Origin of the sequence: Kineosporia babensis (assembly GCF_021129305.1) — a bacterium.
Lineage (GTDB): Bacteria > Actinomycetota > Actinomycetes > Actinomycetales > Kineosporiaceae > Kineosporia > Kineosporia babensis.
The window spans coordinates 1-13944 of record NZ_JAJOMB010000002.1 but is presented as its reverse complement, the minus strand read 5'-3'; the positions used below and the strand labels follow the sequence as shown (position 1 = coordinate 13944).

Genomic DNA, 13944 nt, shown 5'->3' with positions numbered 1-13944 from the left:
CAAACGGGCGCGGCCAGCCTTGAAGTACTCGTGAACAAGTTTCGGAGCGAAGGGCTTGAACAATGACTGACTCGGTTAGTAAGGTCTAAGCACCCGATCAGCCGAGGGGCTGATCACAGCACTCCTGCGGAGGACACCATGGCCGAGCTTTCCCGACTCCCCGTTCCCGTCGCCGACGTCTGGGAGTGGCAGTACCAGGGTGCGTGCCGCGAGGCGGACCCCCAGCTCTTCTTCCACCCCGAGGGCGAGCGTGGCCCGGCCCGTCACAAGCGCGATGCCGCGGCGGTCGCCGTGTGCGCCGGCTGCCCGGTGATGCAGCAGTGCCGTGAGCACGGTCTTTCGGTCCGCGAGCCGTACGGCGTGTGGGGCGGCCTGACCGAGGAAGACCGCGAGGCGATGTACCTGGCCGAGCGCAAGGAGCGTCGCGAGGCCCGCAAGAGCGCGCAGCTTCGCGAAGCCAGCTGAATCAGCCCGATTCAGCATCAGTTCCTCCGCAGCAAGATCAGCAGCACCCAGAACCACAGCAACTCCCGGAACCACCCGCAGTACCTCAGCCACCTCCCGGCAGCCGAGTCGAGCCCATGTTGTTCAGGGCCGCACCAGGGCCGAGAAGCGGCAGGCACCATCGTGACAACTGAAAATTTGAATCACCTACCGAGGTCGGCGTCATGAAGCCGGCGTAGACCGCGGAACTCTCCGGGGCGAGCGATGAGGGTCCATTGACCCGAACCGAAAGTTCCCACTCCGGCGGGGCCGAGCACGGGAGTCCGTGCAGTGCACGGGAGTCGTGCGGCACCGCAAGCACTCAGAACAGATGCAGTACCAAGCACCACAGGCAGCAATGCCCGGGCCACCTGAAGGCCCGGACTCGAGGCCGGACGGCCCGCCCCTGAAGCGGGCCGCGCCAGAGCAACCGTCATGAAGTGGCGGATTCAGCCCCCGAAACCAGCACTAACCAGCCCGACCAGCGAGCACAACGCATCGACAAATGCACAGTGCCACCCGCGGCCGATGATTCAGCCGTGCCGGGACCGGTCATTCCGCAGCGCCCAGCAGCCCCGTCGTGGTTTCACTCTCCACCACGACCAGGGAGGAGAACTGCCGGACCGCGCGAGACCCCCGCCGCTGCCGGAACCGCCGAATCGTTGGCCGCGGGTCCCCGTTCACAGCGGCAGTCGAGAGCCGAGAAGAACTGGCAAGGGCCCAAAGCACGAAAGCCGGCCCTTCAACCAGGCCGGCTCGTGCTCAAGCATCAAAAAGCAGATCACTGACCTGCGGCGAACTCCCAGTGCCAGGGCTCGTACGGGCCGCCGCCACCGGCCTTGGCCCAGTCCGGGTTCTCCCAGCCGTAGGCGCCGGCGTTGTCCACCAGCCACTGGAACTTCGACCCGGCGCCGGTCTGGACGCCGTCGCCCAGGTCGACGGCCAGACCCCAGCCGTGCTCGCTGGTACCGGGAGTCGCCGCCAGCGTGGGCTTGCGGGCCTTCACCGAGTACTGCTCGCTGAGCGTGCGGTAGGAGTCGGTCAGCGACAGGTTGCTGCCGAACTGCTGCTTGTACGCGATGTTCAGCTTGGACAGGGACACCGCGGCGTCGGCCCGGAGGCGGTGGCCGGAGTCCCACAGGGTGCACAGCGAACTGTCGGGCAGCTGCCCGTTGCTGGCGCCCGTGGTGGTCGGGATCCCGGTGCAGCCCGGGAGCACCGAACGCTGGCCGTCGCGTGAGGCCCGGCTGACGATGATCGTCTTCGGGGCGGCGAGCAGGCTCGGCGTATCGGCCTGAACAGTTGCCTCGACCGGCACGACGGCCAGGTTCTCGACCCCGATGCCGGCCGCGGTGGCCGAGTTGGGGAAGGACACCGTGGAGACCGCGGCGACCGTGCTGGCGATCTGGTTGACCTGAGCCTTGGGCATCGGGTCGGCCATGGCGCCGCTGATCGGGGCTGCGATCGTGGCGATCCCGAGGGCACCGGCGATGCCGACCTGCGGGGCGCTCAGCGAACGCGTGGGCTTGCTGAGGGGGCGACGAGCTGTGCTCGGGCGCTGGTTACCCGTTCCTGAGCGACGCTGCGATCCTGCGGACCGCGAACCACGATTCGTCCGGGGACGTAACGCGGGCGTTGCTGTGTCGGCGCGATGCGACGGCACCTTTGATCCTCCTGGAGGGCTGAAGGGAGGTGGAGGGGGTTCCTACCTACCGCACTCTGGGTGATGAGTCACGGAACTATAAAGGCCCGCGGGGTGGGTAAATCAAGTCGGGACGCGCGGTTGCGCTTAACCCGTTCGGTCGACGTCCGATATCCCGCACTTGGCGTATGAGTACCTCAACGGACTGTTATTGATTCTGTGACGCCCAGCACGGAAACGTCAGCGCCCGTGACTCTTCGTAAAAATCTTGATGTGACACGGAACTCATCGACATGGGTTCGTGGCAACGGCGGTCAGATCCCGCGTTTCCGTGATCGAAACCTGCTTCCCGCAGACAGATCGCGGACACCTCAGGCCCGCGCGCTCGTCCGTTCCTGATCCCGCCGCGTCGCGTCCCGGACCTCACCGACCAGCTCCTCGAGGACGTCCTCAAGAAACAGGACGCCGAGGGTGTGCCCCTCGTGGTCGACCACCCGGGCCAGGTGGCTGCCCGCGCGCTGCATCGTCGCCAGGGCCTCCTCCACCTCGTCCTGGGAGCTGACCGCGACCAGCGAGCGCACCCGCTTCTCCGGGATCGGCTGCCGGTGGCGTTCGTCGTCCGCGTAGAGCAGGTCCTTCAGGTGCAGGTAGCCGACCACCTCGAGCGGTGCCAGGCCGTCCTCGAGCGGGCCCGGCGAGGCATCGGGGCGCACCACCGGGAACCGGCTGAACCCGGTGCGGGTGACCAGCTGCTCGACCTCGGCCGGCGTGCTGCCCACCGGCACCGTGACCAGCCGGCTCAGCGGGATCATCAGGTCGCCCGCGGACAGCTCGCTGAACTCCAGGGCCCCGGTCAGCAGCCCGTGGTCGTCGAGCAGGCCCTCGCGGGTGGACTCGGAGACGATCGAGGCCACCTCGTCGGCGGTGAAGGCGGCCGCCACCTCGTCCTTCGGCTCGACCCGGAGCAGCCGGACGGCGTGGTTGGCCACCCAGTTCAGCACCCGGATCACCGGCGAGACGGCCCGGGCCACCGCCATCAGCGGCGGGGCCAGCACCAGGACCACCCGGTCCGGGCCGGCCAGGGCCAGGTTCTTGGGCACCATCTCGCCCAGCACCACGTGCAGGTAGCTGACGATGGCCAGGGCGATGGTGAAGGCCAGCGGGTGGATCAGGCCCTCGGGCAGGTGGACCGCCTCGGCCGGGACCTCGATCAGGTGGGCGATCGCCGGCTCGGCGACCAGACCCAGGCCGAGCGAGGCGATGGTGATGCCGAGCTGGCAGCAGGCCAGCATCAGCGACACCTGTTCCATCGCCCGCATCGCGGTCTTGGCGGCCCGGCTGCCGGCGTCGGCCAGCGGCTCGATCTGGCTGCGCCGGGCCGAGATCACGGCGAACTCGGCCCCGACGAAGAACGCGTTGAGCGCCAGCAGCAGGGCGGCGATGAGCAGATTGGTCACCGTTACCTCCCGGCGCTCGTGGTCTGGGTCCGGCCGAGGTCGACCGAACGAGTGGTCTCGGCTGCCGGACCGGCCGCCACGACCTCCTTGACGGTGCGGGTCTCCTGACCGCGCACCGGGTTTGCCCCTTCGGGCAGGATCAGCCGGACCCGATCGACCCTTCGGCCGTCCATCCGCTCGACCCGCACCCGGGCGCCCTCGACCGGGACCTCGTCGCCGACCACGGGAATCCGGCCCAGACCGGCCATCACGAAACCGCCGAGCGTCTCGTAGGCGTTGCCGTCGGGCACCTCGACACCGGTGCGCTCGCGCACCTCGTCGGGCCGCATCAGCCCTGGGACCAGCCAGCCGCCGTCACGCCGGCGCACGATGCCCGGACGTGAGCGGTCGTGCTCGTCGGAGACGTCCCCGACCAGTTCCTCGACCACGTCCTCGAGCGTGACCACCCCGGCGGTACCGCCGTACTCGTCCACCACCACGGCCAGTTGCAGGCCCAGGGCCCGCAGCTCGACCAGCAGCGGATCCAGGCGCATGGTCTCCGGCACCCGCAGGGCCTCGGACATGATCGCCGCCACCGGCACCTCTTCGCGGCGCTCGATCGGCACGGCGACTGCACTCTTCAGGTGCACCACCCCGACCACGTCGTCCAGGTCCCCGTCGACCACCGGGAACCGCGAGTGCCCGCTGCGCCGGGCCAGGGTGATCACCGCGGCGGCCGGCTCCTCGCGCTGCAGCACGAGCATCCGCACCCGCGGCGTCATCACGTCGGCCGCGGACCGGCTGGAGAAGCCGAGCGACCTGGTCAGCAGCGTGGCGGTCTGCTGGTCGAGGGTGCCCACCTCGGCCGAGTGCCGCACCAGCGCGGCCAGTTCCTCCGGGGAGCGCCCGGCCGACAGTTCTTCCTGCGGCTCCACCCCGACCGCGCGCAGCAGCCGGTTCGCCGAGCCGTTGAGCAGGGTGATCAGCGGCCGGGTGACGGTGGTGAAGACCCGCTGCGGCCCGGCCACCACGCGGGCGGTGGCCAGCGGCACCGAGATCGCCAGGTTCTTCGGGATCAGCTCGCCGACCACCATCGAGAACGCGGTGGCGGCGATCAGCGCCAGGGCCACGGTGACCGAGTCGATCGCGGCGCCCTCCAGGCCGAGCGCGGCGGCCGGGCCCTCCAGCAGCGAGGCCAGGGAGGGCCGGACCAGGTAGCCGACCAGCAGCGTGGTGATGGTGATGCCGACCTGGGCGCCGGACAGTTGGGTGGAGAGGCTGCGGATCGCGGCCAGGACCGAGGGGGCCCGCTTGTCGCCGGACTCGATCGCCCGCTCCACCGTCGAGCGGTCGAGCGCGACCAGGGAGAACTCGGCCGCGACGAAGATCGCCGTCCCCAGCGTGAGGAGCACGCCGAGGCCGAGGAGTATCCATTCGGTCATAGGACTGCGACGCCGCCCAGCTCTACGGCGTTCCGGTGATCCGGACGGCCGGGGACGGCGGGCGCACGGCCGGGGCGAACGACCGGGAACGGGCCGGAACGGCACGATCCGGGCGGCGCCGGGTGCGGGCCACAGGTGGATGCCGCGCGCAGCGGGCGCGGTCGGGACTGGGGTAAGCCGGCCAGAGGCCGGCACCTTCGTGAAGGCATGGTCAGAACATTCTAAGGCAGGTCAGGACGGCTGCCGGACGGGTGTCGTGGTGCAGACCACCTCGCGGCGGCGCCGAGTGGGACTGCTAATACCTCGCGGCCCCACTCGATCGGGTTAGGGTTGACGTACCCTTCAGCCCCGCACTGAAAGAAGGCGATTCTCGCCGTGTCCTCCGAGCCTGTGGTGACCGAGTTCGGACCGAACGAGTGGCTGGTCGACGAGCTGTACCAGCAGTATCTGTCAGACAAGTCCTCCGTTGACCCCGCCTGGTGGGAGTTCTTCGCGGACTACCAGCCGGCCGAGACCCCGCACCTGCGGACCAGTTCTCGCCCGTCTGACGACTCGAACTCGGATCCCTCGGACACCATCCCCGCGTCGGGCCCGAACGGAGCGGCCACCAGCCGCCCGGTCGCGACTGCCGCACTGCAGCCACCGAAGCCTGCAACCCAGCCCGACTCCACCCCGAAGCCCGCAGCCGCGGCCCGGCCGGAGGCGAGCAAGGTTCAGGAGGCGCAGCCGACTCCCGCCCCGAAGCCCACGGCTCCCGCGCCGGCCAAGCCACAGCCCTCGACGCTGCCGGCCGCCCGCACCCCGCGTGAGCCCGCCAGCAGCGCCCCGGCCAAGGCCGGCACCGACGAGCCGCAGGTCACCCGGTTGAAGGGCCCGGCCGCCCGGGTCGTCACCAACATGGAAGCCAGCCTGGAGGTGCCCACCGCGACCAGCGTGCGGGCGGTCCCGGCCAAGCTGCTGATCGACAACCGGATCGTGATCAACAACCACCTGGTCCGCTCCCGCGGCGGGAAGGTGTCGTTCACCCACCTGATCGGCTTCGCGCTGGTCGAGGCGCTCGAGCTGATGCCGTCGATGAACACCTCGTACACCGAGGAGGACGGCAAGCCGGCGATCGTCCAGCCGGCCCACATCAACCTGGGCATCGCGATCGACATGCCCAAGCCGGACGGCAGCCGGCAGCTCCTGGTGCCGAACATCCGGCACTGCGACGGCATGGACTTCGCCGAGTTCTGGGCCGCCTACGAGGACGTGGTCCGCCGCGCCCGCAACGGCAAGCTCGGCGCCGACGACTTCGCGGGCACCACGCTGAGCCTGACCAACCCCGGCACCATCGGCACCGTGCACTCCGTGCCGCGGCTGATGAAGGGGCAGGGCACGATCATCGGCGTCGGCGCGATGGACTACCCGGCCGAGTACCAGGGTGCCTCGGAAGAGACCATCGCCCGGCTGGCGGTCAGCAAGATGATGACGCTGACCTCCACCTACGACCACCGGATCATCCAGGGCGCCGGTTCCGGTGAGTTCCTGCGGATCGTGCACAGCAAGCTGCTCGGCGAGGACGGCTTCTACGACCGGATCTTCCGTTCGCTGCGGCTGCCCTACGAGCCGGTGCGCTGGGTCCGTGACATCTCGGTCTCGCACGACGACCAGATCAACAAGACCGCCCGGGTGCAGGAGCTGATCCACTCCTACCGGGTGCGCGGCCACCTGATGGCCGACACCGACCCGCTGGAGTACAAGCAGCGCCGGCACCCCGACCTGGACATCACCACCCACGGCCTGACCCTGTGGGACCTGGAGCGCGAGTTCCCGACCGGTGGGTTCGGCGGCAAGCCGGTGGCCAAGCTGCGGCACATCCTCGGCGTGCTGCGCGACACCTACTGCCGCACCGTCGGTATCGAGTACATGCACATCCAGGACCCGGAGCAGCGGCGCTGGCTGCAGGCCCGGCTGGAGCGCCCGTACGCCAAGCCCAGCCGCGAGGAGCAGCTGCGGATCCTGGGCCGGCTGAACGCGGCCGAGGCGTTCGAGACCTTCCTGCAGACCAAGTTCGTCGGCCAGAAGCGGTTCAGCCTCGAGGGCGGCGAGTCGGTCATCGCGCTGCTCGACGAGGTGCTGACCAACGCCGCCCGGGCCGAGCTGGACGAGGTCTGCATCGGCATGCCGCACCGCGGCCGGCTGAACGTGCTGGCCAACATCGCGGGCAAGAGCTACGGCCAGATCTTCCGCGAGTTCGAGGGCCAGCAGGACCCGCGCAGCGTCCAGGGTTCCGGCGACGTGAAGTACCACCTCGGTACCGAGGGGCACTACACCGCCGAGACCGGTGAGCAGACCAAGGTCTACCTGGCCGCCAACCCCTCCCATCTGGAGGCGGTCAACCCGGTGCTGGAGGGTGTGGCCCGGGCCAAGCAGGACCGGCTGAACCGGCAGGGCGAGGTCTTCTCGGTGCTGCCGGTGCTGCTGCACGGCGACGCCGCGTTCGCCGGCCAGGGCGTGGTCACCGAGACGCTGAACCTCTCCCAGCTGCGCGGTTACCGCACCGGCGGGACGGTGCACGTGGTGATCAACAACCAGGTCGGTTTCACCACGGCGCCCAGTTCCTCGCGCTCGTCGGTGTACTGCACCGACGCCGCGCGGATGATCCAGGCGCCGATCTTCCACGTGAACGGCGACGACCCGGAGGCCTGCGTCCGGGTGGCCAAGCTGGCCTTCGAGTTCCGGATGGCGTTCGACAAGGACGTCGTCATCGACATGGTCTGCTACCGCCGGCGCGGGCACAACGAGGGCGACGACCCCTCGATGACCCAGCCGCTGATGTACAACCTGATCGAGGCCAAGCGCAGTGTGCGCAAGCTGTACACCGAGGGCCTGATCGGCCGCGGCGACATCACCGTGGAAGAGGCCGAGCAGGCGCTGCGCGACTACCAGCAGCAGCTGGAGCGGGTCTTCGCCGAGACCCGGGACACGGTGAACCACCCGCCCACGGTCAACCGCGACGTCACCGCCGGCCTGGACCTGCCGCTGGCCCAGCAGCAGGACAGCGACCTGGCCGGCTCGTACTCCAGTGCGGTCCCGGCCGAGGTGCTCAAGCGGATCGGTGACGCGTACGTCTCGCCGCCGTCCGGCTTCTCGGTGCACCCCAAGCTGCAGACCCTGCTGGAGCGCCGGGCCGCGATGGCCTCCGAGGGCGGGGTGGACTGGGCGTTCGGCGAGATGCTGGCGCTCGGCTCGATCCTGATGGACGGCACCAACGTCCGCTTCACCGGTCAGGACACCCGGCGCGGCACCTTCACCCAGCGCCACGCCGTGCTGACCGACAAGGTCACCGCCGAGGAGTGGACGCCGCTGCTGAACCTCAGCGACGACCAGGCCAAGTTCTGGATCTACGACTCGCTGCTGTCCGAGTTCGCGGCGATGGGCTTCGAGTACGGCTACTCGGTCGAGCGGCCGGACGCTCTGGTGCTGTGGGAGGCGCAGTTCGGTGACTTCGCCAACGGCGCCCAGACCATCGTGGACGAGTTCATCTCCTCGTCCGAGCAGAAGTGGGGTCAGCGCTCGTCGGTGACCCTGCTGCTGCCGCACGGCTACGAGGGCCAGGGACCGGACCACTCCAGCGCCCGGATCGAGCGCTACCTGCAGATGTGCGCCGAGAACAACATGTTCGTGGCCCAGCCCTCCACCCCGGCCAGCTACTTCCACCTGCTGCGCCGGCAGGCCTACGCCCGCCCGCGCAAGCCGCTGGTGGTGTTCACGCCGAAGTCGATGCTGCGGCTGAAGGCCGCGGTCTCGCCGATCGAGGAGTTCACCACCGGTGAGTTCCGCCCGGTGATCGGCGACTCGGCGCAGCTCGGCCAGGTCGACCGGGTGCTGCTGTGCAGCGGGAAGATCTACCACGACCTGGTGGCGGAGCGGAACAAGCGCAACGACAGCAGCACCGCGATCGTCCGGCTCGAGCAGCTCTACCCGCTCGACACCGACGGGGTGCTCGAGGCGATCAGCCCGTACCGGGACGCGCAGCTGGTCTGGGTGCAGGACGAGCCCGCCAACCAGGGCCCGTGGCCGTCGATCGCGCTGAGCCTTCCGCAGGATCTGGGTGGGCGTCCGCTGCTGCGGATCTCCCGCCCGGCCTCGGCTTCCCCGGCCACCGGCTCGGCCAAGAAGCACCAGGCGGAGCAGGCGGCGCTGATCGCTCAGGCGTTCAACCGCTGATCCCGCAGTAAGAACCGGTCAACGGCCTCGCATCCGGCAAGGGTGCGAGGCCGTTATCGGGTGTTGCACACCCACCTGCGGATGAAGTCGGACAGAATACGGACCATGTACTTCACCGACCGAGGGATCGAGGAGCTCGAGCAACGCCGCGGGGACGAAGAGGTGACCTTCGCCTGGCTGGCCGAGCAGCTGAAGCATTTCGTCGACCTCAACCCGGATTTCGAGACCCCGGTCGAGCGGCTGGCCACCTGGCTGGCCCGGCTCGACGACGATGACGACGAGGACCAGTGAGCCGTTCACGCGCGCACGCCGGGGAAGGCGCGCCCCAGGTCCGGATCTGCGTGGTCGGCGACGCGCTGGCCTGCGGGGTGGGCGATCCCAAGGCACTGGGCTGGGTGGGGCGGGTCGCGGCCCGCACGCCTCAGGACGAGATGGCGCTCTCCGTCTACACTCTCGGCGTTCCCGGCGAGAACACCGCCGATCTGGGCGCCCGCTGGTGGGAGGAGTCGAGTCGGCGTTACGGCGAGGGCCCGAGTGAGAATCGTCTCGTGATCGGGCTGGGCCGGGCCGATATCGAGGCCGGGCTGTCGATCCCGCGCTCCCGGCTGAACCTGGCCAACATGCTCGACGACGCCCACGCCCGGCGGCTGCCCGCCTTCGTGGTCGGTCCGCCGCCCTCGGCCGACAACGACCTGAACCACCGAATCGAAGAGCTCTCAGCCACTTTCGGCGATGTCTGCCGTCGTCGCGGGGTGCCCTTCGTGGACTGCTTCGACCCGCTCTACGCGCATGAGGACTGGCTCACCGACCTGGCCGCGGGCGATGGGGAGCATCCCCGGCAGGCCGGGTACGGCCTGATCGCCTGGCTGGTGCTGCACAACGGCTGGTACGAGTGGCTGGGCGTTCAGAGGCCCTAGGAAAATCCAACTGCTACAAACAATTTGAGACGTTTGGCTGAAGCGACTTCTAGTGTCGTCTCACCGATGGATCGGTGAGACGACACTCGAGCAAAGCACAAGCGTCTCAAATCAAAGTTCTTCAGCGCGTGAACACGACCTTGCCGACCAGGTCTCCCCCCGCCATCTTCTCGAAGCCCTCCCGGGCCCGCTCCAGCGGCAGCACCGAGTCGATCTGCGGGCGCACCCCACTGGTCTGCAGGAAGCCGGCCAGCCGGCCCAGTTCCTCGCGGGTGCCCATGGTCGAGCCGAGCACCCGCAACTGCAGGAAGAAGATCCGGTTGAGCTCGGCGTTCTTCGGCGCCGCACCGCTGGTGGCCCCGCAGATCACGATCGCCCCGCCCGGCTTGAGCGACTTCACCGAGTGGCTCCAGGTGGCCGCGCCGACGGTCTCCATCACCGCGTCCACCCGCTCGGGCAACCGGGCCCCGCTCTCGAAGGCCTGATCGGCACCCAACTCGAGCGCCCGCGTCCGTTTGCTCTCGCGCCGGCTCGTCGCCCAAACCCGCACTCCCGCCGCCTTACCCAGCGCGATCAGCGCGGTAGCCACTCCCCCGCCGGCCCCCTGAACCAGAATCGTCTGGCCGGGAACCACCTGCCCCTGGGTGAAGAGCATCCGGTAGGCAGTCAGCCAGGCGGTGGGGAGGCAGGCTGCTTCTTCCCAGGAGAGCCCGGCCGGCTTAGGTACGAGGTTGTGCCGGGGTACGACCACCTCGTCGGCCAGCGTGCCCTGGTAGCGCTCGGAGAGCAGACTGCGCTTCGGGTCGAGGGTCTCGTCGCCCTTCCAGGCCGGGTCGCCGATCACCGCGTGCACGATGACCTCGTTGCCGTCCTCGTCCAGCCCGGCCGCGTCGCAGCCCAGGATCATCGGCAGCCGCTCGTCCGGCAGGCCGACCCCGCGCAGGCTCCACAGGTCGTGATGGTTCAGGCTGGCTGCCTTCACCCGGACCCGGGCCCAGCCCTCGGGCACTTCGGGCGCGGGCCGCTCACCCACCTCCAGGGCAGAGAGCGGGTCCTCGGCATCGGTCCGGGTGGTGAACGCAGCCAGCATGGAACCGACGTTAACGAGTTGTGCCGTTGGGTGCCTGGGCAGATCCGGTGACCACCCTCACGCCCGGCTGGTGGCCGTCGCGCAGATCGATCTCCACCTCGGGCCGGATCACCGGCATCTGGCCGGTGCCCAGCGGGTCGCGCGGGTCGATGTGCAGGTCGTCGTCCAGCGCGCTGTGCGAACTGCGCCGGTCCAGCGGGCCGTAGCTGTCCTCCTCGCGCACGTCGATCACCTCGTGCACGTCCTGCGGCAGGGCCTCTTCGTAGATCTCGCCCTCGACCGCTTCGCCGTGTGCCTCGCCCCGGTCGTTCATCGCCGCCTCGACCGCCGCGCTGAGCGAGCCCGCCGCCGCGTCGGCGCCGAGCAACTGACCCAGCACGTCGCGGATCTGGGTGAGCCGGGACAACGCCTCGGAGTGCGTGGAGGTGAGCGCGTCCAGCCGCTGCGCGGCCAGGTTGTTGACCGCCCCGGACCGGCGCTGCGCATCCTCGATCAGGTGCTCGGCGTGACGCACCGAGTCCAGCCGCAGCTGGTCGGCCTCGGTGCGGGCCGAGGTGACGGTGATCTCGGACTCGGCCCGGGCCCGGTTCAGCTCGGCCTCGGCGGTCGCCCGGGCCTCGGTCAGTTCCCGGGTGGCGGTCTGCCGGGCCTCGGCGAGCTCCTGCCGGGCGGTGGCGCGAGCCTGCTCCAGCTCGCGCTCGGAATCGGCCCGGGCCTGGGTGAGCAGGCGCTCGCACTCGGCCTGGGTCTCCTGCTGCACCCGGGTGATGTCGCCCCGGGCCCGGTCGCGCTCCTGCTCGGCCTCTTCCGTGGCCAGCCGCAGGATCTGCGCCATCCGGTCGCTGACCTCGGTGTGCACCGGCACCGGTTTGGGTACCGCGCGCAGTTCCTCGACCTCTTTGCGCAGCCGCTCGGACTCGGCCGAGGCCGCGTCCACCCCGGCCCGGGCGCGCTGCGCCTCGGCCCGGGCCACGGCGAGCTGACGCTCGAGCGTGGTGAGCAACTCGTGCGTGCGGGTCATGTACTCCATGACCTGCTGGCGGTTGAAGCCACGCACCGCCGTGTCGAAGGAGTCTTCGCGCGGTGCCCCGGATGCGACCGGTCGATTCTCGTCCATGAGCCTTCACAAGGGGTGAGCCGACGTGTGGAGCGAACTCTTCCGCGCCCGACTGCTCAGGCGCAACCGCTCGCCGGTCAATTGTCTCTCAATCCCGGGCCGGTCCTTCCCACCTGTGGACAACCGACCGATCGGTGGACATCCCAGCAGGCCAGGCCGCTCACCTCAGGCCCGGGCGACGCCCTCGGCCCGCGCGGCCCGGGCAACCGCAGCCGCCACGGTGGGCGCAACCCGCTCGTCGAACACGCTGGGCACGACCTCGTCCGGCGTGGGGTTCTGCACACAGGCGGCGATCGCCTCGGCAGCGGCGAGCTTCATCCCCTCGGTGATCGCGGTGGCCCGCACGTCCAGCGCACCCCGGAAGATGCCGGGGAAGGCCAGGACGTTGTTGATCTGGTTGGGGAAGTCGCTGCGGCCGGTACCGACGACGGCCGCGTACCGCGCCGCCAGTTCCGGGTGCACCTCGGGCGTGGGGTTGGCCAGGGCAAAGATGAACGCGCCGGGAGCCATCGAAGCCACCACCGGCTCGGGAACCTGACCGCCGCTCACACCGATGTACACGTCCGCGCCGGCCATCGCGTTGGCCAGTTCGCCGCTGAGCCGGCGGGGGTTGGTCTGCTCCGCCAGTTCCGCCTTGTACCCGTTCAGATTCGCCCGCCCCGGCACCAGGATGCCCCGGCTGTCGCAGACCACGATGTCGGCGATCCCGGCGCCCCGCAGGATCCCCGCGATCGCCACCCCGGCCGCACCTGCGCCGGCCACCACCACCTTCAGCCCCTGCAGATCGCGCTGGGTGACCTTCGCCGCGTTCCGCATGGCCGCGAGCACCACCACCGCCGTGCCGTGCTGGTCGTCGTGGAACACCGGCAGGTCCAGCCGCTCGCGCAGCCGGGCCTCGATCTCGAAGCAGCGCGGCGCCGAGATGTCCTCCAGGTTGATCCCGCCGAAGGTGGGGGCGAGCCGGGCCACGGTGTCGACGATCTCGTCCGGGTCGGTGGTGTCCAGGCAGATCGGCACGGCGTTCACCCCACCGAAGTGCTTGAACAGCATGGCTTTACCCTCCATCACCGGCATCGCCCCGCCCGGCCCGATGTCGCCCAGGCCGAGCACCGCGGTGCCGTCGGAGACCACGGCCACGGTGTTCCCCCGCCCGGTGTACACGTCGAGCAGGTCCGGCTCGGCCGCGATCGCCAGGCAGACCTCGGCCACCCCGGGGGTGTACGCCAGTGACAGGTCGGCCCGGTCCCGCAGCGGCTTGCGGGCCACCGTCTCGATCTTGCCGCCGCGGTGCAGGGCGAACACCGGCGTCTCGGCGTCCGCGACGACGGTGAGCTGGTCGGGGTCTGTGGTGGTCACTGGGGTACCTCGATGAGTGAAGGGCGCTGACGGGGACTTGGCGTCGCGGGTACGACGAAGGACCGCCAGATCTGGCGAAAGGTCCGGGCAAATGGGAGACGCCCACGGCTGGGTAACGCGCCGACGTCAGGAACGGGGGTGGCCCGTGGCCGAACATGCTGCCACAAAACCTGTCCGGACAGGGCCTCTATCGCCTATCCCACATCCGCTCTGCCTCCAGGTTCACCAGCTCTGGAAGCAGTAGAAGCA

General features: G+C 69.8%; 10 protein-coding genes. 4 read left to right on the top strand and 6 right to left on the bottom strand.

Features of this window, described 5'->3' with window-relative positions:
- Positions 1-138: 138 nt before the first annotated feature.
- Positions 139-465, top strand: coding sequence for a WhiB family transcriptional regulator (locus LR394_RS03595; RefSeq protein WP_231438893.1), 327 nt, complete (start codon positions 139-141; stop codon positions 463-465).
- 799 nt (positions 466-1264) lie between these two features.
- On the opposite strand, the gene LR394_RS03590 is transcribed toward LR394_RS03595, so the two are convergent.
- The 3 genes from LR394_RS03590 to LR394_RS03580 form a co-directional block, all read right to left on the bottom strand.
- Complete coding sequence (locus LR394_RS03590; protein ID WP_231438892.1) at positions 1265-2146, bottom strand: M15 family metallopeptidase; 882 nt, start codon at positions 2144-2146, stop codon at positions 1265-1267.
- A 350-nt stretch (positions 2147-2496) separates the two neighbouring features.
- A complete protein-coding gene (locus LR394_RS03585; RefSeq protein WP_231438891.1) occupies positions 2497-3582 on the bottom strand; it encodes a hemolysin family protein in 1086 nt (361 codons plus the stop codon).
- Between the two features lie 2 nt (positions 3583-3584).
- A complete protein-coding gene (locus tag LR394_RS03580) occupies positions 3585-5003 on the bottom strand; it encodes a hemolysin family protein (RefSeq protein ID WP_269328639.1) in 1419 nt (472 codons plus the stop codon).
- A gap of 375 nt (positions 5004-5378) precedes the next feature.
- On the opposite strand from LR394_RS03580, the gene LR394_RS03575 reads away from it, so the two are divergent.
- The 3 genes from LR394_RS03575 (at position 5379) to LR394_RS03565 (ending at position 10132) form a co-directional block, all read left to right on the top strand.
- Positions 5379-9215, top strand: coding sequence for a multifunctional oxoglutarate decarboxylase/oxoglutarate dehydrogenase thiamine pyrophosphate-binding subunit/dihydrolipoyllysine-residue succinyltransferase subunit (locus LR394_RS03575; protein WP_231438889.1), 3837 nt, complete (start codon positions 5379-5381; stop codon positions 9213-9215).
- A 105-nt stretch (positions 9216-9320) separates the two neighbouring features.
- The gene (locus LR394_RS03570; RefSeq protein ID WP_231438888.1) at positions 9321-9506 is read left to right on the top strand and encodes a DUF6104 family protein; all 186 of its coding nucleotides are present in this window, start codon (positions 9321-9323) and stop codon (positions 9504-9506) included.
- The gene (locus LR394_RS03565; RefSeq protein ID WP_231438887.1) at positions 9503-10132 is read left to right on the top strand and encodes a GDSL-type esterase/lipase family protein; all 630 of its coding nucleotides are present in this window, start codon (positions 9503-9505) and stop codon (positions 10130-10132) included. Before LR394_RS03570 ends, LR394_RS03565 begins: the two co-directional genes overlap by 4 nt.
- Positions 10133-10253: 121 nt before the next feature.
- Here LR394_RS03565 and LR394_RS03560 read toward each other — a convergent pair whose 3' ends face one another.
- The 3 genes from LR394_RS03560 to LR394_RS03550 form a co-directional block, all read right to left on the bottom strand.
- Positions 10254-11222, bottom strand: a complete 969-nt coding sequence (locus LR394_RS03560) for a zinc-binding dehydrogenase (protein WP_231438886.1) — start codon at positions 11220-11222, stop codon at positions 10254-10256.
- A gap of 10 nt (positions 11223-11232) precedes the next feature.
- Positions 11233-12339 (bottom strand): hypothetical protein, encoded by a 1107-nt coding sequence (locus LR394_RS03555; protein ID WP_231438885.1) that lies wholly within the window; start codon positions 12337-12339, stop codon positions 11233-11235.
- A 165-nt stretch (positions 12340-12504) separates the two neighbouring features.
- Entirely contained in the window at positions 12505-13695 is a 1191-nt protein-coding gene (locus tag LR394_RS03550; RefSeq protein WP_231438884.1) for an NAD(P)-dependent malic enzyme, read from the bottom strand.
- Positions 13696-13944: the final 249 nt, after the last annotated feature.

Excerpts from the sequence above, each read along its gene's own strand:
- LR394_RS03555 (WP_231438885.1), bottom strand. The coding sequence starts at position 12,339 with ATGGACGAGAATCGACCGGTCGCATCCGGGGCACCGCGCGAAGACTCC.
- LR394_RS03570 (WP_231438888.1), top strand. The coding sequence starts at position 9,321 with ATGTACTTCACCGACCGAGGGATCGAGGAGCTCGAGCAACGCCGCGGG.
- LR394_RS03560 (WP_231438886.1), bottom strand. The coding sequence starts at position 11,222 with ATGCTGGCTGCGTTCACCACCCGGACCGATGCCGAGGACCCGCTCTCT.
- LR394_RS03595 (WP_231438893.1), top strand. The coding sequence starts at position 139 with ATGGCCGAGCTTTCCCGACTCCCCGTTCCCGTCGCCGACGTCTGGGAG.
- LR394_RS03580 (WP_269328639.1), bottom strand. The coding sequence starts at position 5,003 with ATGACCGAATGGATACTCCTCGGCCTCGGCGTGCTCCTCACGCTGGGG.